The sequence below is a fragment of the Streptomyces sp. NPDC003635 genome, assembly GCF_053587635.1.
In genome coordinates, this window is record NZ_JBSFOK010000004.1 from 43,827 (window position 1) to 68,462 (window position 24,636).

The 24,636-nt window shown below is 72.2% G+C and carries 23 protein-coding genes and 1 riboswitch; of the genes, 14 read left to right on the top strand and 9 right to left on the bottom strand.

The window, feature by feature from the left end:
• Nucleotides 1-78: 78 nt before the first annotated feature.
• The 3 genes from ACWDRW_RS05470 (at nt 79) to ACWDRW_RS05480 (ending at nt 2,578) form a co-directional block, all read left to right on the top strand.
• Nucleotides 79-1,068, top strand: coding sequence for a malate dehydrogenase (locus ACWDRW_RS05470; protein WP_451720486.1), 990 nt, complete (start codon nt 79-81; stop codon nt 1,066-1,068).
• A 117-nt stretch (nt 1,069-1,185) separates the two neighbouring features.
• Nucleotides 1,186-1,953, top strand: a complete 768-nt coding sequence (locus ACWDRW_RS05475; RefSeq protein ID WP_451720489.1) for a hypothetical protein — start codon at nt 1,186-1,188, stop codon at nt 1,951-1,953.
• Between the two features lie 61 nt (nt 1,954-2,014).
• The gene (locus tag ACWDRW_RS05480) at nt 2,015-2,578 is read left to right on the top strand and encodes a DinB family protein (protein ID WP_451720492.1); all 564 of its coding nucleotides are present in this window, start codon (nt 2,015-2,017) and stop codon (nt 2,576-2,578) included.
• A 2-nt stretch (nt 2,579-2,580) separates the two neighbouring features.
• Here ACWDRW_RS05480 and ACWDRW_RS05485 read toward each other — a convergent pair whose 3' ends face one another.
• The gene (locus ACWDRW_RS05485; RefSeq protein WP_451720495.1) at nt 2,581-3,330 is read right to left on the bottom strand and encodes a hypothetical protein; all 750 of its coding nucleotides are present in this window, start codon (nt 3,328-3,330) and stop codon (nt 2,581-2,583) included.
• 230 nt (nt 3,331-3,560) lie between these two features.
• Between ACWDRW_RS05485 and ACWDRW_RS05490 the strand changes: the two genes are divergently transcribed.
• The 5 genes from ACWDRW_RS05490 to ACWDRW_RS05510 all read left to right on the top strand — a co-directional run bounded on the left by ACWDRW_RS05490 (nt 3,561) and on the right by ACWDRW_RS05510 (nt 10,735).
• Nucleotides 3,561-5,060: an aldehyde dehydrogenase family protein gene (locus ACWDRW_RS05490; RefSeq protein WP_451720497.1), complete on the top strand. Its 1,500-nt coding sequence runs from the start codon at nt 3,561-3,563 to the stop codon at nt 5,058-5,060.
• A gap of 78 nt (nt 5,061-5,138) precedes the next feature.
• Entirely contained in the window at nt 5,139-6,668 is a 1,530-nt protein-coding gene (locus ACWDRW_RS05495; protein WP_451720500.1) for a GMC family oxidoreductase, read from the top strand.
• Nucleotides 6,668-7,843 carry a quaternary amine ABC transporter ATP-binding protein gene (locus ACWDRW_RS05500; RefSeq protein WP_451720502.1) on the top strand — a complete coding sequence of 392 codons (1,176 nt, stop codon included), beginning with the start codon at nt 6,668-6,670 and terminating at the stop codon, nt 7,841-7,843. Before ACWDRW_RS05495 ends, ACWDRW_RS05500 begins: the two co-directional genes overlap by 1 nt.
• Nucleotides 7,843-9,780, top strand: coding sequence for an ABC transporter permease (locus ACWDRW_RS05505; RefSeq protein WP_451720505.1), 1,938 nt, complete (start codon nt 7,843-7,845; stop codon nt 9,778-9,780). Before ACWDRW_RS05500 ends, ACWDRW_RS05505 begins: the two co-directional genes overlap by 1 nt.
• 1 nt (nt 9,781) lies before the next feature.
• Nucleotides 9,782-10,735: an ABC transporter substrate-binding protein gene (locus ACWDRW_RS05510; RefSeq protein WP_451720508.1), complete on the top strand. Its 954-nt coding sequence runs from the start codon at nt 9,782-9,784 to the stop codon at nt 10,733-10,735.
• A 194-nt stretch (nt 10,736-10,929) separates the two neighbouring features.
• Here the strand turns inward: ACWDRW_RS05510 and ACWDRW_RS05515 are convergent, their stop codons facing one another.
• Complete coding sequence (locus ACWDRW_RS05515) at nt 10,930-11,454, bottom strand: carboxymuconolactone decarboxylase family protein (protein WP_451720510.1); 525 nt, start codon at nt 11,452-11,454, stop codon at nt 10,930-10,932.
• A gap of 46 nt (nt 11,455-11,500) precedes the next feature.
• Here ACWDRW_RS05515 and pdxR point away from each other — a divergent pair, with 46 nt between their 5' ends.
• From pdxR to ACWDRW_RS05530, 3 genes are read left to right on the top strand one after another with little or no spacing between them, the layout of a single operon-like run.
• Nucleotides 11,501-12,898: a MocR-like pyridoxine biosynthesis transcription factor PdxR gene (gene pdxR / locus ACWDRW_RS05520; protein WP_451720512.1), complete on the top strand. Its 1,398-nt coding sequence runs from the start codon at nt 11,501-11,503 to the stop codon at nt 12,896-12,898.
• A gap of 39 nt (nt 12,899-12,937) precedes the next feature.
• The gene (locus ACWDRW_RS05525) at nt 12,938-13,300 is read left to right on the top strand and encodes a hypothetical protein (protein ID WP_451720515.1); all 363 of its coding nucleotides are present in this window, start codon (nt 12,938-12,940) and stop codon (nt 13,298-13,300) included.
• A gap of 20 nt (nt 13,301-13,320) precedes the next feature.
• On the top strand, nt 13,321-14,505 hold the full coding sequence (locus tag ACWDRW_RS05530) for a glutathionylspermidine synthase family protein (RefSeq protein WP_451720518.1): 1,185 nt from the start codon (nt 13,321-13,323) through the stop codon (nt 14,503-14,505).
• 63 nt (nt 14,506-14,568) lie between these two features.
• Here the strand turns inward: ACWDRW_RS05530 and rocD are convergent, their stop codons facing one another.
• The gene (gene rocD / locus ACWDRW_RS05535; RefSeq protein WP_451720521.1) at nt 14,569-15,774 is read right to left on the bottom strand and encodes an ornithine--oxo-acid transaminase; all 1,206 of its coding nucleotides are present in this window, start codon (nt 15,772-15,774) and stop codon (nt 14,569-14,571) included.
• Nucleotides 15,775-15,876: 102 nt separating this feature from the next.
• A riboswitch (ZMP/ZTP riboswitch) is annotated at nt 15,877-15,966 on the top strand.
• 34 nt (nt 15,967-16,000) lie between these two features.
• On the opposite strand from rocD, the gene ACWDRW_RS05540 reads away from it, so the two are divergent.
• The gene (locus ACWDRW_RS05540) at nt 16,001-17,449 is read left to right on the top strand and encodes a glycine hydroxymethyltransferase (protein WP_451720524.1); all 1,449 of its coding nucleotides are present in this window, start codon (nt 16,001-16,003) and stop codon (nt 17,447-17,449) included.
• 48 nt (nt 17,450-17,497) lie between these two features.
• On the opposite strand, the gene ACWDRW_RS05545 is transcribed toward ACWDRW_RS05540, so the two are convergent.
• From ACWDRW_RS05545 to ACWDRW_RS05560, 4 genes are all read right to left on the bottom strand, one after another.
• Complete coding sequence (locus ACWDRW_RS05545) at nt 17,498-18,214, bottom strand: hypothetical protein (RefSeq protein ID WP_451720527.1); 717 nt, start codon at nt 18,212-18,214, stop codon at nt 17,498-17,500.
• Between the two features lie 47 nt (nt 18,215-18,261).
• A complete protein-coding gene (locus ACWDRW_RS05550) occupies nt 18,262-18,996 on the bottom strand; it encodes a hypothetical protein (protein ID WP_451720530.1) in 735 nt (244 codons plus the stop codon).
• Nucleotides 18,997-19,095: 99 nt separating this feature from the next.
• The gene (locus tag ACWDRW_RS05555; RefSeq protein WP_451720533.1) at nt 19,096-19,971 is read right to left on the bottom strand and encodes a hypothetical protein; all 876 of its coding nucleotides are present in this window, start codon (nt 19,969-19,971) and stop codon (nt 19,096-19,098) included.
• Nucleotides 19,964-20,566 carry an RNA polymerase sigma factor gene (locus ACWDRW_RS05560; protein ID WP_451720536.1) on the bottom strand — a complete coding sequence of 201 codons (603 nt, stop codon included), beginning with the start codon at nt 20,564-20,566 and terminating at the stop codon, nt 19,964-19,966. Before ACWDRW_RS05560 ends, ACWDRW_RS05555 begins: the two co-directional genes overlap by 8 nt.
• Before the next feature lie 100 nt (nt 20,567-20,666).
• On the opposite strand from ACWDRW_RS05560, the gene trpS reads away from it, so the two are divergent.
• Both trpS and ACWDRW_RS05570 read left to right on the top strand, forming a co-directional pair.
• Complete coding sequence (gene trpS / locus ACWDRW_RS05565; RefSeq protein ID WP_451720539.1) at nt 20,667-21,680, top strand: tryptophan--tRNA ligase; 1,014 nt, start codon at nt 20,667-20,669, stop codon at nt 21,678-21,680.
• Nucleotides 21,681-21,818: 138 nt separating this feature from the next.
• Nucleotides 21,819-22,397: a 2'-5' RNA ligase family protein gene (locus tag ACWDRW_RS05570; RefSeq protein ID WP_451720542.1), complete on the top strand. Its 579-nt coding sequence runs from the start codon at nt 21,819-21,821 to the stop codon at nt 22,395-22,397.
• A 39-nt stretch (nt 22,398-22,436) separates the two neighbouring features.
• On the opposite strand, the gene ACWDRW_RS05575 is transcribed toward ACWDRW_RS05570, so the two are convergent.
• Both ACWDRW_RS05575 and ACWDRW_RS05580 read right to left on the bottom strand, forming a co-directional pair.
• Nucleotides 22,437-23,192 carry a decaprenylphospho-beta-D-erythro-pentofuranosid-2-ulose 2-reductase gene (locus ACWDRW_RS05575; RefSeq protein ID WP_451720545.1) on the bottom strand — a complete coding sequence of 252 codons (756 nt, stop codon included), beginning with the start codon at nt 23,190-23,192 and terminating at the stop codon, nt 22,437-22,439.
• A gap of 35 nt (nt 23,193-23,227) precedes the next feature.
• On the bottom strand, nt 23,228-24,583 hold the full coding sequence (locus tag ACWDRW_RS05580) for an FAD-binding protein (protein WP_451720548.1): 1,356 nt from the start codon (nt 24,581-24,583) through the stop codon (nt 23,228-23,230).
• Nucleotides 24,584-24,636 lie beyond the last annotated feature (53 nt).

Consider the following 24,636-nt stretch of genomic DNA (forward strand, 5'->3'; position numbering starts at 1 on the left):
ATCTCTCTTGACGCCAAGAGATCGATCAAACGTCCGGGGCAGGGACGCCCCACCGCCAGCTGTCATACGGAGAACGCCATGACCCGCACTCCCGTGAACGTCACCGTCACCGGCGCGGCCGGCCAGATCGGTTACGCCCTGCTCTTCCGCATCGCCTCCGGCCAGCTGCTCGGCGCGGACGTGCCGGTCAAGCTGCGCCTCCTGGAGATCACGCCCGCGCTGAAGGCCGCCGAGGGCACGGCCATGGAGCTGGACGACTGCGCGTTCCCGCTGCTGCAGGGCATCGAGATCACCGACGACCCGAACGTCGCCTTCGACGGCTCCAACGTCGCCCTCCTCGTCGGTGCCCGCCCCCGCACCAAGGGCATGGAGCGCGGCGACCTCCTCGAGGCCAACGGCGGCATCTTCAAGCCGCAGGGCAAGGCCATCAACGACCACGCGGCGGACGACATCAAGGTCCTCGTGGTCGGCAACCCGGCCAACACCAACGCCCTGATCGCCCAGGCCTCCGCCCCGGACGTACCGGCCGAGCGCTTCACCGCGATGACCCGCCTCGACCACAACCGCGCGCTGACCCAGCTCGCGAAGAAGACGGGCTCGACGGTCGCCGACATCAAGCGTCTGACGATCTGGGGCAACCACTCCGCCACCCAGTACCCGGACATCTTCCACGCCACGATCGCGGGCAAGAACGCCGCCGAGGTCGTCAACGACGAGAAGTGGCTGGCCGACGACTTCATCCCGACCGTCGCCAAGCGCGGTGCGGCCATCATCGAGGCCCGTGGCGCCTCCTCCGCCGCCTCGGCCGCCAACGCCGCCATCGACCACGTCTACTCGTGGGTCAACGGCACCGCCGACGGCGACTGGGTGTCCATGGGCATCCCGTCGGACGGCTCCTACGGCGTCCCGGAGGGCCTCATCTCCTCCTTCCCCGTCACCTGCAAGGACGGCAAGTACGAGATCGTCCAGGGCCTGGAGATCAACGAGTTCTCCCGCTCCCGCATCGACGCCTCCGTCGCCGAGCTGGCGGAGGAGCGCGACGCCGTCCGCGGCCTCGGCCTCATCTGAGCCCCACCGCGTAAGTCCACAGGCCCCGTTCTGGTTTCCGCCGGAACGGGGCCTGTGGCCCGTTCTGCCGCTACCGTCGGAAAAGCGTTGCCGGCACGGCGAGTCGGGGGGTTCGCGATGAGCGGATGGGGACACGACCCGAGCGAGGAGCGCGGCCAGGCTCACTGGTCGTCCGCGGAGACCCAGACCTACGGCGGTTTCGCCTCCGCCCCCGCACCCTCCCCGCCTCCGTCCCGCGCCCCCCGGCTGCTCCTGGCCCTCCTGGCCGCGGTCGTCCTGGGCGTGGGCGTAGGCGCCGGAGTCTGGGCCCTCCTCCAGGACGACGGTGGCACCGCACCCGTCGCCACCCCGCCCGCGGACGTCGCCACCGCACCCGTCGCCACCCCGCCCACGGACGTCGCCACCGCCCCGTCCTCCTCCGCAGCGGCCACCCCGGGCTACCGCCGCGCCCAGGATCCCGTCGGCTACACCCTCCTCGTCCCCGAGGACTGGATCCGCCGTCAGCAACAGGGCCAGGAGGCCCCGGTCGTCTACTACGACGCCCCCGACGACGGCCGCCAACTGCAGATCTTCAAAGTCAGCGAGCGCACTTACGAGGAGTCCCTGGCGCAGGCCGAGACCGCCCCCGGCTACGGCTTCGCCGCCCGCACCGGCTACCGCGCCCTCGCCCGTGACTCGGGTCCCGGCTTCGAAGAGCTCACCTACCGCTACGACGACGAGGACAAAGGCCCCCGCCTGGTCGTCGACCACCGTTTCGAGGCCGCCGACGGCACGCCGTACGCGATCCGCGCCAGCGGCCCCGAGGACCTGCCCCCGGACCAGGTCCGTGCCCCCCTCACCACCGCCCTGACGTCGTTCTGCCCCACGGGGGCGAACTGCCCGTGACGATTCGGGCATGTCCAGGGAACCGGCTCGGGTGTCCGTGCTTCCGCCTAGGGTGCCTCGCATGAGTGAGCACAGCGAGATCCCGCTTGAACCCCCGATCGCCGGGGACGAGGCCGACACCCTGGTCGGCTCCCTGGAGCGGCAGCGCCGCATCTTCGCCTGGAAGTGCGAGGGTCTGGACGCGGCGGGCCTGACCGCGCGGCTCGCGCCGTCGGCCCTGACCGTGGGCGGGCTGCTCAAGCATCTGGCGCTCGTGGAGGCCGAGTACTTCACGGTGCGGCTGCTGGGGCAGGACCCGGGCCCGCCGTGGAACGACGTGGACTGGGACGCCGAGCCCGACTGGGAGTGGCGTTCGGCCGCCCGGAACAGCCCCGAGGAGCTGTACACGCTCTGGCGAGAGACGGTGGCCGGCTCCCGCGCGAACATACGCAAGGCGCTCGCGCAGGGCGGCCCCGACCAGCTCGTCGCCCACAAGTCCCGCGACGGCGAGTCCCCGAGCCTGCGCCGCCTGCTCATCGACATCGTCGAGGAGTACGCCCGCCATCTCGGCCAGCTGGACCTGATCCGCGAGTCGATCGACGGCCGGGTGGGGGAGGACCCGCCGGAGGACTACCGGCCCTTCTGACCTCACACGCTCCGCAACTCCTCCTCCAGCCTGTCGACGTCGACCGACTCGTCCGCCGGAGGGGTCTCGGACGGGACCGGTTCGTCGTAGGCGGAGAAGGCCAGCGTCACGTCGACGCCGTCGCCCCGCTGGGTCGCCTCGACCAGGAGGTGCGGCGCGTCGGAGGTGACGTACAGCGTGGTGCGCGCGCCGTCGAGATCGCCGGTGAGCGGTACGACCTCGGTGCCGTCCCGCGTGGTCTCCTCGCCCTTCTTCAGGGCGGTTGCCCCGGGTGAGGAGCCGGTGCCGACGTCCCGCTGGAAGTTGTTCAGGTCGCAGGTGTCGGCCATGCCCTTGAGCAGCGCGTCCTCCGTGGAACCGTGCAGGTAGCGGTTCTCGAACAGCTCCGCGACCGCGGCGCCCTCGCCGCCCGGCACCTGCGCCTTCCAGAACGCGGTGTCGGGCTTCAACCACACCTCTTCGCCGCGCTTGACGATCTCGACGCTGCCACCGTCCGCGCCCATCTCCATCGTGCCGGCGCAGTTGCCGTCCCGGTCCAGGGACAGATCCATCGAGGTCGGCTGGGTTCTGCTCTTCTCCGCCTCCGCGCCGCGGTCCGTCAGTTTCAGACGGACCGACTTCGCGTCCAGGAGGTTGCGCTCCGCCTCGTCGGCGAGCTGCCGCGCGCTGGGATCGTCACCCGCGGCCGCCGCCGGGGCCAGCAGCAGCGTCGCGCTCACCGCGACGGCCGAGATCAGCGCCCGTCCGGCCATGGACGTCACCTCCGTGGGTGCGCGACCCCCGTGGTGCGCGGCCTCCGTGGCCCGCATCACGCCCTCAGCGTACGGTTCGCCCTATTTGCCCGCATGTTCAGTGACGCCGCCCACTTTCGGCCTCGATTTGCGCATGCCCGCGACGGGCTCTGGGCAGGTGGTGCCGGTCCCCGAAGGTGACACCTCTGTCACTCAGGGGCACTGAACAGGAACGGAAGGCAATACCGATCATGGCAAGGCAGCACGAACGACGGACGATCCATGTCGACGGCGAGTGGCGGGAGTCGATCTCCGGGGCCACCCGCGACATCATCGACCCAGCGGTCGCCCGGCCCTTCGCCGTGGTCGCCGAAGGCGACGAGAAGGACACCGACCTGGCGGTCGAGGCCGCCCGGCGCGCGTTCGACGAGGGGGAGTGGCCCCGCACCCCCGTCGCCGAACGCGCCGCCCTCCTGCGCCGCGTCGCCGACCTCCTGGCCCGCGACCGAGAGGAACTCGGCGCCCTGGAGAGCCGCGACGCGGGCAAGACCCTCGAGGAGGGCCGTGTCGACATCGACTGCGTCGCCGACGCCTTCCGCTACTTCGCCGACCTCGTCGCCGCCGAGGCGCCGGGTCGGGTGGTGGACGCGGGCTCGGTCGACGTCCACAGCGTCGTCGTGCACGAACCGGTCGGCGTGTGCGCCCTGATCACGCCCTGGAACTACCCCCTCCTCCAGGCCAGTTGGAAGATCGCGCCCGCGCTCGCCGCCGGCAACACCTTCGTGGTCAAGCCGAGCGAGATCACTCCGATGACGACCGTCGCGCTGATCGACCTGCTGACGGAGGCGGGCCTGCCCGCCGGAGTCGCGAACATCGTCACGGGCCCCGGCCACTCCGTGGGCGCCCGCCTCGCCGAGCACCCCGTCGTCGACCTCGTCTCCTTCACCGGCGGCCTGGTCAGCGGTGTCAAGGTGGCGCAGGCGGCGGCCGTCTCGGTGAAGAAGGTCGCCCTCGAACTCGGTGGCAAGAACCCCAACGTCGTCTTCGCCGACGCCTGCGCCACCGAGGAGGGCTTCGACACCGCCGTGGACCAGGCCCTCAACGCCGCCTTCATCCACAGCGGCCAGGTCTGCTCGGCCGGCGGTCGCCTCATCGTCGAGGAGTCGGTGCGGGAGCGCTTCGTCACCGAACTCGCCCGCCGGGCCGCCCTTATCCGGCTGGGCCGGGGCAGCGATGACGGCGTCGAGTGCGGCCCCCTCGTCTCCGAGCAGCAGCGCGCGAAGGTCGAGTCGTACGTCGCCTCCGCGCTCGCCGAAGGCGCGGTCCTGCGCACCGGCGGCAAGCGCCCGGAAGGTCTCGGCGAGGGGTACTTCTACGAGCCGACCGTCCTCGACGCCTGCCACCGCGAGATGAAGGTCGTCCGCGAGGAGGTCTTCGGTCCGGTCCTCACCGTCGAGACCTTCCGCACCGAGGACGAGGCCGTCGCGCTCGCCAACGACACCGAGTACGGCCTCGCGGGCGCCGTCTGGACCGCCGACGCGGGCCGCGCCCGCCGGGTCGCCGGGCGGCTGCGCCACGGCACCGTCTGGATCAACGACTTCCACCCCTACCTCCCGCAGGCGGAGTGGGGCGGCTTCGGCAAGAGCGGCGTCGGCCGTGAGCTGGGCCCGTCCGGGCTCGCCGAGTACCGCGAGAGCAAGCACGTCTACCAGAACCTCGCGCCCAAGCCCGTCCGTTGGTTCGCGGGCTGACCCCCCGGCGAACCAGGCCGGCCGCTTCCCGAAGCCGGCCGCCTCCTTCCTCCCCGCATCCCCATGGAGCGATCCCCCATGTCCGAGAACACGCATGTCTACGACTACGTCGTCATCGGCGGCGGCACCGCGGGCTCCGTCATCGCCTCCCGGCTGACCGAGAACCCCGATGTCACCGTCGCCGTCATCGAGGGCGGCCCGAGCGACGTCGACCGTGACGACGTCCTGACCCTGCGCCGCTGGATGGGCCTGCTCGGCGGCGAACTGGACTACGACTACCCGACCACCGAACAGCCACGCGGCAACTCCCACATCCGGCACAGCCGCGCCCGTGTCCTCGGTGGCTGCTCGTCCCACAACACCCTGATCGCGTTCAAGCCGCTGCCGTCCGACTGGGACGAGTGGGAGGAGGCCGGCGCCAAGGGCTGGGGCGCCGTGCCGATGGAGGCGTACTACGCCCGGCTGCTGAACAACATCGTCCCGGTGGACGAGAAGGACCGGAACGCCATCGCCCGCGACTTCGTCGACGCGGCCCAGTCGGCGCTCGGTGTCCCGCGGGTGGAGGGCTTCAACCAGAAGCCGTTCACCGAGGGCGCCGGCTTCTTCGACCTCGCCTACCACCCCGAGGACAACAAGCGGTCCTCCGCCTCGGTGGCGTATCTGCACCCGGTGATGGACGAGCGCCCGAACCTGACGATCCTGCTGGAGACCTGGGCGTACAAGCTGCGACTCGACGGGACCCGGGCCGAGGGCGTGCACGTCCGCGCCAAGGACGGCGAGGAGTTCTTCGTCCGCGCCCGCAACGAGGTGCTGCTGTGCGCGGGCGCCGTGGACTCGCCCCGCCTGCTGCTGCACTCGGGCATCGGCCGCCGCGAGGACCTTGAGGCGCTCGGCATACCCGTCGCCCTCGACCTGCCGGGCGTGGGCGAGAACCTGCTCGACCACCCCGAGTCCGTGATCGTCTGGGAGACGAACGGCCCCATCCCGGAGAACTCCGCGATGGACTCCGACGCGGGCCTGTTCGTGCGCCGCGACCCCGAACACGCGGGCCCCGACCTGATGTTCCACTTCTACCAGATCCCGTTCACGGACAACCCGGAACGCCTCGGCTACGAACGCCCGGAGTTCGGCGTCTCGATGACCCCGAACATCCCCAAGCCGAAGTCCCGCGGCCGTCTCTACCTGACGAGCCCGGACCCCTCGGTCAAGCCGGCCCTGGACTTCCGCTACTTCACCGACGAGGACGACTACGACGGTCGCACGCTGGTCGACGGCATCCGCATCGCCCGCGAGATCGCCAGGACCGAGCCGCTGGCCGGCTGGCTCAAGCGGGAGGTCTGCCCCGGCCCGGAGGTCGTCGGCGACGCGGAGCTGAGCGAGTACGCCCGTAAGGTCGCGCACACCGTCTACCACCCGGCGGGCACCTGCCGGATGGGCGCCGAGGACGACGAACTCGCCGTGGTGGACCCGCAGTTGAGGATCCGCGGCCTGGAGGGCATCCGGATCGCGGACGCCTCCGTCTTCCCCACCATGCCCGCCGTGAACCCGATGATCGGCGTGCTCATGGTCGGGGAGCGCGCCGTCGACCTGATCGGTGGTGAGGCGTGATGAGTACTCCGGTCTTCTCCGTACAAGGGCTCTGGAAGGTCTTCGGGCCGAAGGCGGACCGCGTCCCGGCGGACCCCGCACTCGCCGCACTGGCCCCCGCCGACCTCCGCGCCCGCACCGGCTGCACGGCCGCGGTCCGGGACGTCTCCTTCGACGTCCACAAGGGCGAGGTCTTCGTGGTGATGGGCCTGTCCGGCTCGGGCAAGTCCACCCTGGTCCGCTGCCTCACCCGGCTCATCGAACCGACCTCCGGCACGATCGCCATCGACGGCGAGGACGTCCGCGCGATGGACAAGTCCCGGCTGCGCGAACTGCGCCGCCACCGGGCCGCGATGGTCTTCCAGCACTTCGGCCTGCTGCCGCACCGCACGGTCCTCGACAACGTGGCGTACGGCCTGGAGATCCAGGGCGTGAGCAAGGCCGAGCGCCGTGAACGCGCCGCCGAGGTCGTGGCGAAGGTCGGCCTGGCGGGCATGGAGAGCCGCAGGCCGAGCCAGCTCTCCGGCGGCCAGCGCCAGCGGGTGGGCCTGGCCCGCGCCCTGGCGGCCGACCCCGAGGTGCTGCTCTTCGACGAGCCCTTCAGCGCCCTGGATCCGCTGATCCGCCGGGACATGCAGGAGGAGGTCGTCCGCCTGCACCGCGAGGAGGGCCGCACGATGGTCTTCATCACCCACGACCTCAGCGAAGCCCTCAAGCTCGGCGACCGCATCGCCCTGATGAGAGACGGCGAAGTCGTCCAGCTGGGCACGCCGGAAGAGATCGTCGGCTCCCCGGCCGACGACTACGTCCGCGCATTCGTCCGCGACGTCCCTCGCGAGCAGGTCCTGACGGTCCGCACGGCGATGCGCCCCGCGTCCGCCCACGAGGCCGGCAACGGCCCGGCGGTCCCCCCGACCGCCACGGTGTCGGAGGCCATCGAGGCGGTGGCCCGAGCGGGCACCCCGGCACGCGTGGTGGACGAGGGCCGCTGCGTGGGCGTGGTGGACTCGGACGGCCTGCTGGACGTGGTGGCGGGGGTCACCCCGAGAACGGGAGCCGACGGGGCGGCCGTCGCGTCCCCCGTGGCCGCGGGCAGTCGTGCCGCTGGGGCGGCACCCGTCCCGAAGCAAGGCGCACCCCGCCGGCCCGGGCAGGCGACCTTCCCCGACGCCGACACCACTCCGGAGCCGGTCTGATGGCAACGATCACCGCACCGACCCCGGGCACCCTCCCGCGCCTGCTCCGGAACAGGCCCGCCACCAAGCTCGCCGTCCTGGCCCTCGCCGCCGCGATCCTCGTCCCCCTCGCCCACGCCCGCTGGGGCGGTGGCACCTGGCCGAGCGCCCTCACCGTCGACCTCACCAACCCGCTCACCACCACCAGCGACTGGATCATCGACAACAGGGACAGCCACCCCCTGTTCCTGTACTTCCTCGGCCACGTCAGCAACGCGGTCGTCCTCGCCGTACGCGCCGTCTACCTGCTCCTCCTCGCCGCGGGCTGGGCAGGCACCACCGCCCTCGCCGCCCTCGTCGCCTGGCGCACCGCGGGCCCGAGGCTCGCCCTGGGCACCGCCGCGGCCTTCCTGACCTGCGGCGCCCTCGGCATGTGGATACCGACCATGCAGACCCTCGCCCTGATGGTCGTCGCGGTCCTCGCCTCCGTCGCCGTAGGCGCCGTCCTCGGCCTCGCCGCGGGCCTGTCGGACCGGACGGACCGGGCCCTGCGTCCGGTCCTGGACACCATGCAGGTCCTCCCCGCCTTCGCCTACCTCCTCCCGGTCGTCCTGGTCTTCGGCATCGGCGTCCCCGCCGCCGTCCTCGCGACCGTCGTCTACGCCGCCCCGCCCATGGCCCGCCTCACCGCCCTGGGTCTGCGCGGCGCCGACCAGGAGGTCCTGGAGGCGGTGGACTCCCTCGGCGCGACCGCCCGCCAGCGCCTGTTCACCGCCCGCATCCCGCTGGCCCGCAAGGAACTCCTCCTCGGCGTGAACCAGACGATCATGATGGCGCTGTCCATGGCCGTCATCGCCTCCGTCATCGGCGCCGGCGGCCTCGGCGACCGCGTCTACCAGGCGCTGGCCTCGGTCGACGTGGGCGCCGCCCTCGCGGCCGGCATCCCGATCGTGCTGCTCGCGGTCGTCCTGGACCGCGTCACGGCCGCCGCGGGCGACGGCACCGAGCGCCGCACGGGCCGGGCGGGACAGGCGTACGCCCTGATCACCGTGCTCGCCGTCGCCGTTGCCGGACGCCTCACGGGCCGGCTCGACTGGCCCGAGGCCTGGGAGCTGAACATCGCCGAGCCGGTCAACCGGGCCGTCGACTGGATGACCGCCCACCTCTACTCCGGCGTCCCCGTCCTCGGCGGCACCGCGGACTGGGCGGCCCACTTCACCACCTGGGTCCTGGACCCCGTACGCGACGGCCTTCAGTGGCTGCCCTGGTGGGCCGTGCTGCTCGTCGTCGCCGCCCTCGCCTGGCTGATCGGCACCTGGCGCACCGCGCTCACCGCGACCCTCGCCATGGCCGCCATCGGCGTCCTCGGCGTGTGGGAGCCGTCGCTCGACACGCTGTCCCAGGTGCTCGCGGCCGTCGCGGTGACCCTCGTCCTGGGCGTGGCCGTCGGTGTGGCCGCGGCCCGCAGCGATCGTGTGGACCGCGTCCTGCGCCCGGTGCTGGACGTCTTCCAGACGATGCCGCAGTTCGTGTACCTGATCCCGGTCGTCGCCCTCTTCGGCGTCGGCCGTGCCCCCGCGGTCGCCGCGGCCGTCGTGTACGCGCTGCCCGCCGTCGTCCGCATCACCGCGCAGGGCCTGCGCCAGGTCGACCCCGCGGCGCTGGAGTCGGCCCGCTCGCTCGGCGCCACCCCCGCCCAGCAGCTGTGGCAGGTCCAACTCCCGCTCGCCAGGCGCTCCTTGCTGCTCGCGGTCAACCAGGGCGTGGTCCTGGTTCTCGCGGTCGTCATCATCGGCGGCCTGGTCGGCGGTGGCGCGCTCGGCTACGACGTCGTCTTCGGCCTCGCCCAGGGCGACCTGGCGACGGGTCTGGTGGCCGGTGCCGCGATCGTCTGCCTCGGCCTGATGCTCGACCGGGTCACCCAGCCGACGGAACGCCGACCGAAGAAGGGAGTGTGACATGCGCGTCCGTATCACCACGACCGCCGCGGTGGGCGCCCTCCTGCTGCTCACCGGCTGCGGCGCCGCCGACATGACCCAGCAGGCCTCGCCGTTCGCGAACGCCCAGGGCGCGAAGACCGTGACCCTCTCGGTGCAGTCCTGGGTGGGCGCCCAGGCCAACGTGGCCGTCGCCCAGTACCTGCTGGAGCACGAGCTCGGCTACCGCGTCGACACCGTCCAGATCGACGAGGTCCCCGCCTGGGACGCGCTCAGCCAGGGCCGGGTCGACGCGATCCTGGAGGACTGGGGCCACCCCGACCAGGAACAGCGGTACGTCAAGGACAAGCGGACCATCGTGAACGGCGGCGGACTCGGCGTCACCGGCCACATCGGCTGGTACGTCCCGACGTACTTCGCGAAGCAGCACCCCGACGTCACCGACTGGAAGAACCTCAACAAGTACGCCGACCGGCTCCGCACCCCGGAGAGCGGCGGCAAGGGCCAGCTGATGGACGGCTCGCCCTCCTACGTCACCAACGACAAGGCACTGGTGAAGAACCTCGACCTGGACTACCAGGTGGTGTTCGCCGGTTCCGAGGCCGCCCAGATCACCCAGATCAGGCAGTTCGCCAAGGAGAAGAAGCCCTTCCTGACCTACTGGTACGCCCCCCAGTGGCTCTTCAAGAAGGTCCCCATGACCGAGGTGAAGCTGCCGGCGTACAAGGAGGGCTGCGACGCGGACCCGGAGAAGGTCGCCTGCGCCTACCCGCACACCCCGCTGCAGAAGTACCTCAACGCCGACTTCGCCAAGGACGGCGGCCGGGCGGCGGACTTCCTCAAGAAGTTCAAGTGGACGACCGAGGACCAGAACGAGGTCTCCCTCATGATCGCCGACCAGAAGCTGACCCCCGAGGAGGCGGCGAGGAAGTGGGTGGACGGCCACGAGTCCACCTGGCGGTCGTGGCTGTCCTGACGGTCACTTCAGCGGCGCGGCGGTCCCTTCGGCCGCCCGCCGCCGCAACCACGGCCCGAACGTGACCCGCGTGGCCCCCGGCCCGCAGCAGGGGCCGGGCAGGTCGGGGGTGCCCCCACGCCCTCAAGGCAGTGGGGGAGGGACGGCCTGGGCCGGTCGCCGGGGCAGGGCCCGGAGGATCTCGCTCCGGTCCGTCACCGCCGGCCCGGCCGGTAGTGCCCCGGCGTCATCCGGCAGGTCACGCCGAACCGGTTCCAGGCGTTGATCACCGTGATCGCGGCGATCAGCTGGGCCAGCTCGGCCTCCTCGAAGTGCGCGGCCGCCTTCGCGAACACCTCGTCCGGCACGAAACCGTCCGTGAGCACGGTGACCGCCTCGGTCAGGGCGATCGCCGCGAGCTCCTTCTCGGTGTAGAAGTGCGCCGACTCCGCCCAGGCCGAGAGCTGGATGATCCGCTCCACGCTCTCCCCGGCCCCGAGCGCGTCCTTGGTGTGCATGTCGAGGCAGAACGCGCACTGGTTGAGCTGCGACGCCCGGATCTTCACCAGCTCCAGCAGCTTCGGGTCCATGCCCCGCCGGGCGGCGGCGTCCAGCCGGACCATGGCCTTGTAGACCTCGGGAACATGCTCGGCCCACTTGAGCCGCTGGGGGTGCTCGGGGGCGTACTCGACGGAGGCGGTGGAAGCGGCGGGGGCGGTGTGATCAGTGGTCGTCGTCATGCCTCGACCCTACGAACCCAGAGGCCCAGGAGTATGGTCCATTTACATGGCGAACACGTGGGCCACTTCCTCGGCGCTGGGCATCGACCTCCACCTGGAGCCGGCCACCGGACCGGGGCTGCGCCGGGGCCTCACCGACGCCCTTCGCGAGGCGGTCCGCACCGGACGGCTGGCCCCCGGCACCCGGCTGCCGTCCTCCCGCTCCCTCGCCGCCGACCTCGGCATCGCCCGCAACACCGTCGCCGACGCCTACGCCGACCTCGTCGCCGAGGGCTGGCTCACCGCCCGCCAGGGCTCGGGCACCCGCGTCGCCGAGGGCCGCTCCACCCCTCCCACGACCGCCACTCCGGCCCGCCGCACCAGCCCCGGCCCCACCCACGACCTCGCCGCGGGCCGCCCCGACCTCTCCGCCTTCCCCCGTACCGAGTGGCTCAAGGCGGCCCGCCGAGCCCTGACCGCAGCTCCCCACGACGTCCTCGGCTACGGCGACCCCCGCGGCCGGATCGAGCTGCGCACCGCCCTCGCCACCTATCTCTCCCGGGCGAGAGGCGTCCGTGCCGACCCCGAACGCATCGTCGTGTGCGCGGGATTCGCCCACGGCCTGCGCCTCCTCGGCACGGTCCTGCGAGCCCGCGGCGCACGAACGATCGCCGTCGAGTCCTACGGACTCCCCGAGCACCGCAAGGTGCTGACCGGGACGGGCCTCGCGACCACCCCGCTCCCCTTCGACGAACTCGGCACGGATCCGGGCGCGTCGGCGGACGCAGGCGCGGTCCTGCTCACCCCCGCCCACCAGTTCCCGATGGGCGCCGTACTCCACCGCGCCCGGCGCGCCGCCGTCGTGGACTGGGCCCGGCGCACCGGTGGCCTGATCCTGGAGGACGACTACGACGGCGAGTTCCGCTACGACCGCCAGCCCGTCGGCGCCCTCCAGGGCCTGGACCCCGAGCACGTCGTCTACCTCGGCACCGCCAGCAAGTCCCTGGCCCCCGGACTGCGACTGGCCTGGCTGGTCCTGCCGCCGCACCTGGTGGAGGCGGTGACCGCGGCCAAGGGCGACGTGGACACCTGCGGGGTGCTCGACCAGCTGACCCTGGCCGAGTTCCTCACCCACGGCGCCTACGACCGTCACGTCCGCGCCTCCCGCCTCCGCTATCGGCGACGCCGCGACGCCCTGATCACCGCCCTCACCGAACGCGCCCCGGACGTGCGGGTCACCGGTATCGCGGCCGGCCTGCACGCCGTCCTGTGCCTGCCGCCCGGCACCGAGGCCTCGGTCGTCCAAGCCGCCCACTGGCAGGGGCTGTTCCTGCACGGCCTGGCGTACTTCCGCCACGAACAGGCCTGCGCCGACCCTCTCGACGCACTCGTCGTCGGCTACGCCACCCCGCCCGACCACGCATGGTCGGGGGCCCTCGAAGCCCTGTGCAGGGTGCTGCCGTAAGGTGATCGCCCAGCCGAGGGACACGGGGAGAGAACGGCAATGGCACAGACGAAGCGTCGGCTGCGGTCCAGCACGGTGGTGCTCGGCGGTATGGGAGTCGTCGCGGCGGCACTGACCTCCTGCGGTTCCGAGCCCGACCGCCGCTGCGTCGACCGGGACAGCTACACCTGGGACGGCTACAAGGTCATCGCGGACAAGAACTGCAAGTCCGGCTCCTCGGGCTCCTCCGGCTCGTCGTACGGCAAGAGCGGCAAGAAGAAGACCGGCGGTGGCTCCGACGCGGCCTGGTACTACGACGCCGAAGTCGACGGCGGCCGCGCCGACTACGGCACCTTCAGCCGCAGCGAGGCCGTCGACCGCGGCGGATTCGGCTGCTCCGGCTCCGGCAGCGGCGGCGGCTGAGACCCTCGGGACGCACCCCCATGGAACGCCGCACCATCGCCCCCCGCCCCGACTGGCAGCACACCGTCGAGGAACAGGGGTTGATCTACCCGCTCACCCGCTACCCCGACGACTCCCTGCGCCCGTACTGGGACGAGAGCGCCTACTACGTCTTCTCGCTGGAGGAGGTCGAGGCGCTGGAGGAGGTCGTCGAGGAACTGCACCGCATGTGCCTGCGGGCGGCGGACCACATCATCACCTCCGGGCGCCTCGCCGACCTCGGCATCACCGACCCGCGCGTGGCGGAAGCGGTCACCGAGGCCTGGCACCGCCGCGCCGAACTGCCCTCCGTCTACGGCCGCTTCGACCTGCGCTACGACGGCCGCGGCCCGGCGAAGCTGCTGGAGTACAACGCCGACACCCCCACCTCCCTGGTCGAGGCCGCCTCCCCGCAGTGGTTCTGGATGGAGGAGCGCTTCCCCGGCGCCGACCAGTGGAACTCCCTGCACGAACGCCTGGTCGCCGCCTGGAAGAAGCAGGCCGCCCTCCTCCCGCCCGGCAGCCCCCTGTACTTCGCGCACTCCTCCGCCGACGAACTCGGCGAGGACCTCATGACGGTCGCCTACCTCAAGGAAACCGCCGAGCAGGCCGGCCTGGACACCGACTGGATCTCCATGGAGGAGATCGGCTGGGACCGCCTCTCGGGCCGGTTCGTCGACAACCGGCTCCGCTTCATCCGCAGCTGCTTCAAGCTCTACCCCTGGGAGTGGCTCACCACCGACCGCTTCGCCGGTCACGTCCTGGACACCCTCGACAACGGCGGCGGCACGGGGACGACCCTGTGGATCGAGCCGGCCTGGAAGATGCTCCTGTCCAACAAGGCCCTGCTGGCCATCCTCTGGGAGCTCTACCCGGGCCACCCCAACCTCCTCCCGGCCCACCTCGACGGCCCGCGCGACCTCGCCCGCACCACCGGCTACGTCGCCAAACCCCTGCTGGGCCGCGAAGGCGCGGGCGTGACCGTCCACGAACCGGGTGCCGACCCCGTCATCCGCGACGAGCCCTGCTGCTACCAGGAGCTGGCGCCGCTGCCCGACTTCGACGGCAACCGGGTCGTCCTCGGCGCCTGGGTCGTCGAGGACGAGTCGGCGGGCCTGGGCATCCGCGAGTCCGGGGGACTGGTCACGGACGAGTACGCGCGCTTCCTCCCGCACGTGATCCTCTGAGGCCGGTACGGCGCACGTGATCCTCCGGTACGGCTCGATCCATGCCCGGGTCGACCCGATCGGCTACAGCCCCAGTACGAAACGGAGTTGGGCGAGCCCCCAGTCCAGGTCCTCCTTGCCGATCACCAGCGGCGGGGCGATCCGGACCGTGGCGCCATGGGTGTCCTTCACCAGCACACCCCGGTCCATCAGCTTCTCCGACACCTCACGCCCGGTGCCGTAGCGCGGTGCGATGTCAACGCCCGCCCACAGTCCCCGCCCCCGCACCGCCGTGACACGGCCGGTGTCGGCCAGCGCGGTCAGCTCCCGGTGCAGATGATCACCCAGCTCCGCCGAACGCGCCTGGAACTCGCCCGTCCGCAACATCGCGATCACCTCCAGCGCCACCGCACAGGCCAGTGGGTTCCCGCCGAACGTCGAGCCGTGCTCCCCGGGTCCGAACACCCCCAGCACCTCGGCCGAGGACACCACCGCCGACACCGGCACCACCCCGCCCCCGAGCGCCTTGCCCAGCACGTACATGTCCGGCACGACCCCCTCGTGCTCACACGCGAACGTCCGCCCCGTCCGCCCGAGCCCCGACTGGATCTCATCGGCCACGAAGAGCACGTTCCGCTCCCGGGCCAGCTGCCGCACCGCCGCCAGATAGCCGGACGGCGGCACCAGTACCCCCGCCTCGCCCTGGATCGGCTCCAGCAGCACCGCCACCGTGTTCTCGCTCAGCGCCGAACGCATCGCCGTCAGATCCCCGTACGGCACGATCTCGAACCCCGGTGTGTACGGCCCGAAGTCCGCCCGCGCCTCCGGGTCCGTGGAGAAGCTGATCAGGGTCGTCGTCCGACCGTGGAAGTTGTTGCCCGCGACCACGATCTTCGCCATCTCCGCGGGCACGCCCTTGACCCGGTAGCCCCACTTGCGGGCCGTCTTCACCGCGGTCTCCACCGCCTCCGCGCCCGTGTTCATCGGCAGCACCATCTCCATGCCGCACAACTGCGCCAGCTGCTCGCAGAACGCGGCGTACCGGTCGTGATGAAACGCCCGCGACGTCAGCGTCACCCGTTCCAGCTGCGCCTTCGCCGCCTCGACGATCCGCCGGTTGCGGTGCCCGAAGTTGAGGGCCGAGTAGCCGGCGAGCAGATCCAGATAGCGCCGCCCCTCCACATCCGTCATCCAAGCCCCGTCGGCCGACGCGACGACGACCGGCAGCGGCGCGTAGTTGTGCGCACCGTGCGCCTCGGCCGCGGCGATGAGGGTTTCCGTAGTGGTCACGGCACCTCCAGAAGACACCCGAAGACAAGCGGGACCCCCTTCCTATCCTTGCTCGGATGGTGGACGCGGGACCTTCACCCGACGGCGCGCCCGGTAGGCTGACCAGCGGGCCGTGACTGGCGCGCTGGGATGGGACCGACCATCGGGGAGCGGCCCGGTCGTGACTGTGTGCCGTGCGCCTGGGCCGAACCGTGAACGCTGAACGCCACGCCGTCCGGAGGCCGACTTGTCCGAGCAGCCCCTGTCCAACGAATCCACCGCCTTCCGCGCCGCCCTCGACGTCATCCGCGCCGTGGAGCCGCGGGTCGCCGACGCCATCGGCCAGGAGGTCCACGACCAGCGCGAGATGCTCAAGCTGATCGCCTCCGAGAACTACGCCTCCCCGGCCACTCTGCTGGCGATGGGCAACTGGTTCAGCGACAAGTACGCCGAGGGCACGATCGGCCGCCGCTTCTACGCCGGCTGCCGCAATGTCGACACCGTCGAATCCCTCGCCGCCGAACACGCCAAGGAGCTTTTCGGCGCCCGCCACGCCTACGTCCAGCCGCACTCCGGAATCGACGCCAACCTCGTCGCCTTCTGGTCCGTCCTCGCCGCCCGCGTCGAGGCCCCCGCCCTGGAGAAGGCAGGCGTCCGCCAGGTCAACGACCTCTCCGACGCCGACTGGGCCGAGCTGCGCCAGGCCTTCGGCAACCAGCGCATGCTCGGCATGTCCCTGGACGCCGGCGGCCACCTCACCCACGGCTTCCGTCCGAACATCTCCGGCAAGATGTTCGACCAGCGCTCCTACGGCACCGACCCGGCCACCGGCCTCCTGGACTACGACGCCCTGCGCGCCTCCGCCCGGGAGTTCAAGCCGCTGATCATCGTCGCCGGGTACTCCGCCTATCCCCGTCTGGTGAACTTCCGGATCATGCGGGAGATCGCCGACGAGGTCGGCGCGACCCTCATGGTCGACATGGCCCACTTCGCGGGCCTGGTCGCAGGCAAGGTCCTCACCGGCGACTTCGACCCGGTCCCGCACGCCCAGATCGTCACCACCACCACCCACAAGTCGCTGCGCGGCCCGCGCGGCGGCATGGTCCTGTGCGACGACTCCCTCAAGGACCAGGTCGACCGAGGCTGCCCCATGGTCCTCGGCGGCCCGCTCCCGCACGTCATGGCCGCCAAGGCCGTCGCCCTCGCCGAGGCCCGGCAGCCCTCCTTCCGGGACTACGCCCAGCGCATCGTCGACAACTCCCAGGCCCTCGCCGAGGGCCTGATGCGCCGGGGCGCCACCCTGGTGACGGGCGGCACGGACAACCACCTCAACCTGATCGACGTGGCCACCTCCTACGGCCTGACCGGCCGCCAGGCCGAGGCCGCGCTCCTGGAGTCCGGCATCGTCACCAACCGCAACGCCATCCCGGCCGACCCCAACGGCGCCTGGTACACCTCCGGCATCCGCATCGGCACCCCCGCCCTGACGACCCGCGGTCTCGGCACCGCCGAGATGGACGAGGTCGCCGGCCTCATCGACCGCGTCCTCACCACCACCGAGGCCGGCACCACCAAGTCCGGTGCCCCCTCCAAGGCCGCCCACGTCCTGGACGCGAAGATCGCGGACGAGATCTCCCGCCGGGCGACCGACCTGGTGGCCGGCTTCCCGCTGTACCCGGAGATCGACCTCGGCTGATCAACGCCCTGTTGAGTTGTCAAGGAGCAGCGATTCCCAGGATGACTCTCAAAGATCGATGAGCTGCTGACGCGGCCCCTCCCGCGGCGGTCCGGCACCCGGCCGGGCCGCCGCGCGGCGTATCGCGAGCGTGCCGCCCACCCCGGCCGCGAAGCCCACGGCCAGACCCGGCAGCGCCCACCACACGGCGTCCTCCGCCGGCGCCGGGCCGTCGGCCCCGGCCAAGGCGTGGGCACTCGGTTCGCCCAGTACTCCGGCCCGGTCGAGGTGCTCGAAGACCGAGCGGGGTGCCCGGTGCCAGCGGATGTCGTCGTCCTCCACCTCCGGCGCCGGATCCGAGCGCACCCACGGTGTGCCGTCCGCCGCGACCAGCAGCTGGTCCTGCCGCTCGACGGCCACGTCCCCACCCGGCGCCCGATGCGTCATGGGCCGCCCGCCCACCCCCGTCAGCCCCCACACCACCGTGATCCGCACCGGCGGATGGCGACCCTCGACCCAGGCCTCGGGCACCCGCTCCGTCCCCGTGTACATCGGCTCCAGCAGCTGCCACAGCCGGGCGAACCGCGGCTCCCCGGACCGCACCGAGGTCGGCTGCCCGACACCCCCACCGACCACCATCGCCAGGTCCGGTGCCTCCGTCGCGGCCCCCGCACCGCCCCCCTCCGCCTCGACCGCCCCGGCTGCCGCCGCCCCTCCGACCAGCACCAGCCCCACCGCTCCCAGCAGCACGAGCCGTGCCGCCGTTCGCCCCCTTCGGACCCTCATCCGTCCCCTCACCCTCCCCTGCCTCCCCCGCCGATCGCATCCGTGACTCACACGTCCCGCAGCTCCTGCCGAGGCCCCGGTTCCCCCCGACCGCCCAGCCGCAACCGTGCGGCGAAGGGCCGCAGGACCAGCGCCAGCGCCGCTCCCGCCGCACCCCCTGCCAGGGCCCACCACCAGCCGGTGTCGTCGTCCGACCGCGCTGTCGCCGTGCTCCGGGGCGCGGGCGGGGTTTCCGCCCCGGTCGCCTCGGCCGGAGCTTCCGCCGCCGCGTCGTCGCGATACACGTCCCGCAGGGAGAAGGCGGACAGGTCCTCCCCGGAGCCGGGGCGCTCCAGCAGGTCCAGGTCGGAGAGCAGGGCGCGGATGGGTCCGGGGTCCGCGGCGCGGTGCCAGCTGGGGGTCGTCGGATCGGCGGGGATCATCGCCCGGCGCATCCAGACGTCCTCGCCCTCGCTGACCGGGAAGATCCAGTCGATCCGCCAGGGGCTGCTGTCATGGATGAGCCAGGTGAGGGTGATCCGAAGGTCGGCCCGCACGCCCTCGGGCGGCGCCCGGAAAGAGCCCGCCCTGAGGAGGGAGTCCAGCCGGCCGTACTCCCGGTCCGAGTAGTACAGCCCTGCCGTCCGACCGGTCTCCGGCGAGACCAGGAACACGCTCGTCGGCCCCCCGGCCGACGCGGGCGCCGCACCCCACACGAGCATCGCCAGCGTCACCGTCAACGCCCCCGCCGACGCCGTCAGCCGGTGCCGTCCCGCCCTCGGTCCCCGCCCTCGACCGCGCATCCGAACCCCCAGTGAGTCGATTGCCGTCCGGCCCGTCCCCGAGCCGCGTGTCACTTCTGGTACACCGCCCGAGCCGCCGGGGTTCCCGTCCCCGGCCGACTATTCGGAGGTCTTCTCCAGCGACTTGGCGATCTCCACCGCCCGCTGTTTCGACGCCACCCCTTCCAGCCGGAGCGTGAGCGTGCCCTCGACCGCCGGGTCCGCCTCGTGCATCCACAGCAGCGTCGGCCCGGCCGTCCGCTCCTGGTGCGTGTGGGTGGAGCCGTCCGCGCCGATCAGGGGGAAGCTCAGCAGATGCGGGCGCGCGAACCACAAGGCGGTGTCCTGGGGCGCCGCGCCGTCCCCGGTGCCCAGGCTGATCCACTCCGGCTGCTCCCGCACGGTCTTCACGAAGGCGGGGTCCAGACGGGCCCGGAACTCGTCGAGACGGACCGTCCGCCCGTCCTCCTGCCAGCACAGGCTCACCAGGAACCGTCCGCTCGGCTGGTCCGTGACCGTCACCGCGTCCGGCGCGCCGAGCGCCTCCGGCACCACGGGGGCGAACCCCGCCCTGCGCTCGGCCCCCGGAAGCGACACCGACCCCGAGCCCGGACAGCGAGGCACCTCGGCGCTCGCCGACGGCCGGGCCGAGGGGTCGTAGCGCACCTCGACCCCGCCGAAGCCGAACCAGTCGAAGACCGCCGCCCGCACCGGGGGCGTGAGCACGAGCACCGTGAGCAGACCGCACAGCGCGGCCGTCAGCGAACGCCAGCGCGCCCGGGTCCACCGGCGTGCCGCGCGCAGCCGCTCCCCGGCCCCGGCCGGCTCGGCCACCGGGGTGGGGACGTGCTCGGCGAGTATCTGCTGCAGCACCCGCTCGACCATCGTCTCCGCGCCGTCGGCCCCGGGCCGGTCCAGGGACCTCCCGAGCGAGCGCAATTCCTCCGGCAGCCCGCGGCCACCCCCACCGTCGTGGGAACGACGCTCCTCATCCATGCTCCTCACCCCCTTCCCCGGGCTCGAAGTCCGGCAGCAGCCTGCCCAGCTTGCGCAGCGCGCGATTGAGCCGGGACTTCACCGTCCCCCGGGGCCAGCCCAGGGCCTGGGCCGTCTCCGGTTCGTCCATCTCCAGCAGATAGCGGTAGGTGACGACCAGGCGGTGCTCCTCGCTCAGCTTCTCCAGGGCGGCCAGCAGGGCCGCGCGGCGCTCCGTCCGCAGCGTCGCCGCCGCCGGGTCCGCCGATTCCGGTATCAGCGGCTCGGCCTCCACGAAGGCCGCCTCCCGGCCGGCGAGCGTGCGCTGCCGGGCCGCCGTCCGCACTGTGTTCCTCGTCTCATTGGCGACGATCGACAGCAGCCACGGCTTGAAGGCCGCGCCGTCCTTGAACCGGCCCAGCGCGCAGTACGCCTTCACGAAGGCCTGCTGCACCACGTCCTCCGCGTCCGCACCCGCGCCGAGCGCGGCGGCCGCCCGCAGGGCGATGCCCGTATGGGCACGCACCAACTCCGCGTACGCCTCCGGCTCTCCGGCGCGCACCCGGGCGATCACCGCGGCCTCATCGACGATGCGGCCCCCCTCCCGCGTTCTCACACCCTTGTTACACCGCCGGGGACGGATCGGTTCCCACCTGTTGCCGACCAGTTCGCCAAGGGTTCCGGATCGCCACCCGAGACCTGAGAGAATGGTGAACATGGCCTCTGATCGTCCCCGCGTGCTCTCCGGAATCCAGCCCACCGCAGGCTCGTTCCACCTCGGCAACTACCTCGGCGCCGTCCGCCAGTGGGTGGCCCTGCAGGAGACCCACGACGCGTTCTACATGGTCGTCGACCTGCACGCGATCACGGTCCCGCAGGACCCCGCGGAACTGCGGGCGAACACCCGGTTGGCCGCCGCTCAGCTGCTGGCGGCCGGCCTCGACCCGGAGCGCTGCACGCTCTTCGTCCAGAGCCACGTCCCCGAGCACGCCCAGCTCGCGTGGGTCATGAACTGCCTCACCGGCTTCGGCGAGGCCTCCCGCATGACCCAGTTCAAGGACAAGTCCGCCAAGCAGGGCGCCGACCGGGCCTCCGTCGGCCTGTTCACGTACCCCGTCCTGCAGGTCGCGGACATCCTGCTCTACCAGGCCAACGAGGTCCCGGTCGGCGAGGACCAGCGCCAGCACATCGAGCTGACCCGCGACCTCGCCGAGCGCTTCAACGGCCGCTTCGGCGCGACCTTCACGGTCCCCAAGCCGTACATCCTCAAGGAGACGGCGAAGATCTACGACCTGCAGGACCCGTCGATCAAGATGAGCAAGTCGGCGTCCACGCCGAAGGGCCTGATCAACCTTCTCGACGAGCCCAAGGCCACCGCGAAGAAGGTCAAGAGCGCGGTCACCGACACCGACACGGTCATCCGGTACGACACCGAGAACAAGCCGGGCGTCAGCAACCTGCTCACGATCTACTCGACCCTCACGGGGGAGGGAATCGCGGAACTGGAGCAGAAGTACGAGGGCAAGGGCTACGGTGCGCTCAAGACCGACCTCGCCGAGGTCATGGTCGAGTTCGTGACGCCGTTCCGGGAGCGGACCCAGCAGTACCTGGACGACCCCGAGACGCTCGACTCGATCCTGGCCAAGGGCGCGGAGAAGGCGCGAGCCGTCGCCGCGGAGACGCTGGCGCAGGCCTACGACAGGGTCGGCTTCCTGCCCGCCAAGCACTGAGGCGCACCACCGCACAGACGTACCACTGGGCAGAGCGCTGCACATCACTACGGTTGCGCCTGCCCACGGCACAGCCGTGGCCGTACAGTCGATAGCCGACGGCTGACAGAACCGACCGTCACGACGACAGGAGACGACGTGGGGACCGTAACGATCGGCGTGTCGATCGCGGTCCCGGAGCCTCACGGCAGCCTGCTCCAGGAGCGGCGCGCGGGCTTCGGCGACGCCGCTGCTCACGGCATCCCCACGCACGTCACCCTGCTGCCGCCGACCGAGGTGGCCGCCTCACTGCTGCCGGCGATCGAGGCGCACCTCGTCGCGGTCGCCGCCGCGGGGCGGCCGTTCCCCATGCGGTTGTCCGGCACGGGCACCTTCCGTCCCCTGTCGCCGGTCGTCTTCGTCCAGGTCGTCGAGGGCGCGGCGGCGTGCACCTGGCTGCAGAAGCAGGTGCGGCACCCGTCCGGACCCGTGGCACGGGAACTGCAGTTCCCCTACCACCCGCATGTGACCGTCGCGCACGGCATCGACGAGCCCGCGATGGACCGCGCGTACGAGGAACTCGCCGACTACGAGGCCGAGTGGCCGTGCACCGGGTTCGCTCTGTACGAGCAGGGCGCGGACGGCGTATGGCGCAAGCTGCGCGAGTTCGCCTTCGGCGGCGCGGTGGTGCCGCCGCAGGCCGGCCCCGTGGAGCGCGGGTCCATCCCGGCGAGCTAGCCCCCGGCCGCCGTCAGCCCTGGACCGGCAGGCTCGGGCCTAGACCGGCAGGCGTCGGAACAGCGCCCGTGGCATGTGCCGCAGCGCCGACATCACCACCCGGAGCGTCCCGGGCACCCACACCGTCTCCGCGCGGCGCCGAAGCCCCAGCTCGATCGCCGTCGCCACGGCCTCCGGTGTCGTCGACAGGGGGGCCTCCTCCAGCCCGGCCGTCATCTTCGAGCGTACGAAGCCCGGGCGTACGACCATGACGTGGGCGCCCGTGCCGTGCAGGGCGTCGCCCAGGCCCTGGGCGAACACGTCGAGGCCCGCCTTGCTGGAGCCATAGATGAAGTTGGCGCGGCGGGCCCGTTCACCGGCCACCGAGGACAGCACGACCAGCGAGCCGTGGCCCTGGGCCTGCAGAGCCCGGGCGCAGACCAGGCCCGCCGAGACCGCGCCGGTGTAGTTGGTCTGCGCGACGCGTACGGCGGCCAGCGGCTCGCGTTCGTCATGGGCCTGGTCGCCGAGGACGCCGAAGGCCATCAGAACGAGGTCGATGTCGCCCTCGGTGAAGACCTTGCCGAGCACCCACTCGTGGGACTCGGTGTCCAGGGCGTCGAACGCCACGGTGTGCACGCGGGCGCCCAGGGCCCGCAGTTGCTCCGCCGACTCCTCCAGGGCGGGGGTCGGGCGGCCCGCCAGCCACACCGTGCGGGTGCGGCGGGCGATCAGCCGCCGGGCGGTGGCCAGCGCGATCTCGGACGTGCCGCCGAGGACGAGCAGGGACTGGGGGAGGCCGAAGGCGTCCTTCATGACGGGCTCCTTAGGGGGAGGGGCGTAGGGCCGGTCTACAGACCCAGGCGGCGGGACAGGTCCGAGGTGAACACCCCGCGCGGGTCGGCCTCGGCGCGCAGCGCGCGGAAGTCGTCCACGCGCGGGTACATCGCCGCGAGCAGCTCGGGCCGCAGCCGGGAGTCCTTGGCGAGGTAGACGCGGCCGCCCGCCGCGGCCACCTCCTCGTCCAGTTCGTCGAGGAAGGCGCCGAGGCCCGGCAGGTTCGCCGGGACGTCCAGGGCCAGCGTCCAGCCCGCGAGCGGGAAGGACAGCCAGCCGGGGTCGGCGTCCCCGAAGCGCTTGAGGACGGCGAGGAAGGACGGGCAGCGGCGCTCCGAGACGCGCCGCACGATCCGGCGCAGGGCGTCTTCCTGGCCGTACCCGACGACGAACTGGTACTGCACGAAGCCGCCGCGGCCGTAGACGCGGTTCCAGTGGGGGACGCCGTCCAGGGGGTGGAAGAACGCGGAGATGCGCTGGAGCCGGCCGGTACGCGCGCGTGGGGCCTTGCGGTACCAGAACTCGTTGAACAGGCCGACCGTGCCGCGGCCGAGCAGGCCCTCGGGGAAGAGGGCGGGCGGGGACGGGAGCTGGGCGGGACGGAAGGCCAGCGGGTCCCTCCGCGCGCGCGTGCCCGCGCGCAGCGCCTCCAGGGGGGCGTGGTCGCCGCGGGTCAGCACCGCGCGGCCGGTGGCGGAGCCGCGGGCCAGGAGGTCGATCCAGGCCACCGAGTAGCGGTAGCGGTGGTCCGTGGCGGTGAGGCGGGCCATGAGGTCGTCGAGGTCCGTCGCGCGCTCGGTGTCCACCGACATCAGCGAGGTCTCGACCGGCAGCAGTTGGAGCGTGGCCGTCAGGATCACGCCCGTCAGGCCCATGCCGCCCGTGGTCGCGTCGAACAGGGGCGTGCCGCGGCTGACGGTGTGGATCGCGCCGTCGGCGGTGAGTAGTTCGAGGGAGAGGACGTGCCGGGAGAAGGAACCGGACACATGGTGGTTCTTGCCGTGGATGTCCGCGCCGATCGCGCCGCCGACGGTGACCTGGCGGGTGCCGGGGGTCACCGGCACGAACCAGCCGAGCGGCAGGAGGACCTCCATCAGGCGGTGCAGGGAGACGCCCGCGTCGCACAGGAGGGTGCCGCCGGTGGCGTCGATGGCGTGGATCCGGTCCAGGCCCGTCATGTCGATCACGGCTCCGCCGGCGTTCTGCGCCGCGTCGCCGTACGCCCGACCCAGGCCCCGCGGGATGCCGCCCCGGGCCCCGCAGTCACGGACGGCGGCCGCGGCCTCCTCGTACGTCCGGGGGCGGATCACGCGGGCGGTGGTGGGAGCGGTGCGGCCCCATCCCGTGACGGAAACGGTGTCGGCAGGCATGTCGGCGACCGTATCGCCGGTTTCGGGATGATTGGTTGTGAAACATCACATGC

Excerpts from the sequence above, each read along its gene's own strand:
- ACWDRW_RS05550 (WP_451720530.1), bottom strand. The coding sequence starts at position 18,996 with ATGCGCGGTCGAGGGCGGGGACCGAGGGCGGGACGGCACCGGCTGACG.
- ACWDRW_RS05480 (WP_451720492.1), top strand. The coding sequence starts at position 2,015 with ATGAGTGAGCACAGCGAGATCCCGCTTGAACCCCCGATCGCCGGGGAC.
- ACWDRW_RS05525 (WP_451720515.1), top strand. The coding sequence starts at position 12,938 with ATGGCACAGACGAAGCGTCGGCTGCGGTCCAGCACGGTGGTGCTCGGC.
- ACWDRW_RS05505 (WP_451720505.1), top strand. The coding sequence starts at position 7,843 with ATGGCAACGATCACCGCACCGACCCCGGGCACCCTCCCGCGCCTGCTC.
- ACWDRW_RS05580 (WP_451720548.1), bottom strand. The coding sequence starts at position 24,583 with ATGCCTGCCGACACCGTTTCCGTCACGGGATGGGGCCGCACCGCTCCC.
- ACWDRW_RS05530 (WP_451720518.1), top strand. The coding sequence starts at position 13,321 with ATGGAACGCCGCACCATCGCCCCCCGCCCCGACTGGCAGCACACCGTC.
- ACWDRW_RS05555 (WP_451720533.1), bottom strand. The coding sequence starts at position 19,971 with ATGGATGAGGAGCGTCGTTCCCACGACGGTGGGGGTGGCCGCGGGCTG.
- ACWDRW_RS05490 (WP_451720497.1), top strand. The coding sequence starts at position 3,561 with ATGGCAAGGCAGCACGAACGACGGACGATCCATGTCGACGGCGAGTGG.
- pdxR (WP_451720512.1), top strand. The coding sequence starts at position 11,501 with ATGGCGAACACGTGGGCCACTTCCTCGGCGCTGGGCATCGACCTCCAC.
- ACWDRW_RS05575 (WP_451720545.1), bottom strand. The coding sequence starts at position 23,192 with ATGAAGGACGCCTTCGGCCTCCCCCAGTCCCTGCTCGTCCTCGGCGGC.
- ACWDRW_RS05500 (WP_451720502.1), top strand. The coding sequence starts at position 6,668 with ATGAGTACTCCGGTCTTCTCCGTACAAGGGCTCTGGAAGGTCTTCGGG.
- trpS (WP_451720539.1), top strand. The coding sequence starts at position 20,667 with ATGGCCTCTGATCGTCCCCGCGTGCTCTCCGGAATCCAGCCCACCGCA.
- ACWDRW_RS05545 (WP_451720527.1), bottom strand. The coding sequence starts at position 18,214 with ATGAGGGTCCGAAGGGGGCGAACGGCGGCACGGCTCGTGCTGCTGGGA.
- ACWDRW_RS05510 (WP_451720508.1), top strand. The coding sequence starts at position 9,782 with ATGCGCGTCCGTATCACCACGACCGCCGCGGTGGGCGCCCTCCTGCTG.
- ACWDRW_RS05515 (WP_451720510.1), bottom strand. The coding sequence starts at position 11,454 with ATGACGACGACCACTGATCACACCGCCCCCGCCGCTTCCACCGCCTCC.
- ACWDRW_RS05475 (WP_451720489.1), top strand. The coding sequence starts at position 1,186 with ATGAGCGGATGGGGACACGACCCGAGCGAGGAGCGCGGCCAGGCTCAC.
- ACWDRW_RS05470 (WP_451720486.1), top strand. The coding sequence starts at position 79 with ATGACCCGCACTCCCGTGAACGTCACCGTCACCGGCGCGGCCGGCCAG.
- ACWDRW_RS05485 (WP_451720495.1), bottom strand. The coding sequence starts at position 3,330 with ATGGCCGGACGGGCGCTGATCTCGGCCGTCGCGGTGAGCGCGACGCTG.
- ACWDRW_RS05495 (WP_451720500.1), top strand. The coding sequence starts at position 5,139 with ATGTCCGAGAACACGCATGTCTACGACTACGTCGTCATCGGCGGCGGC.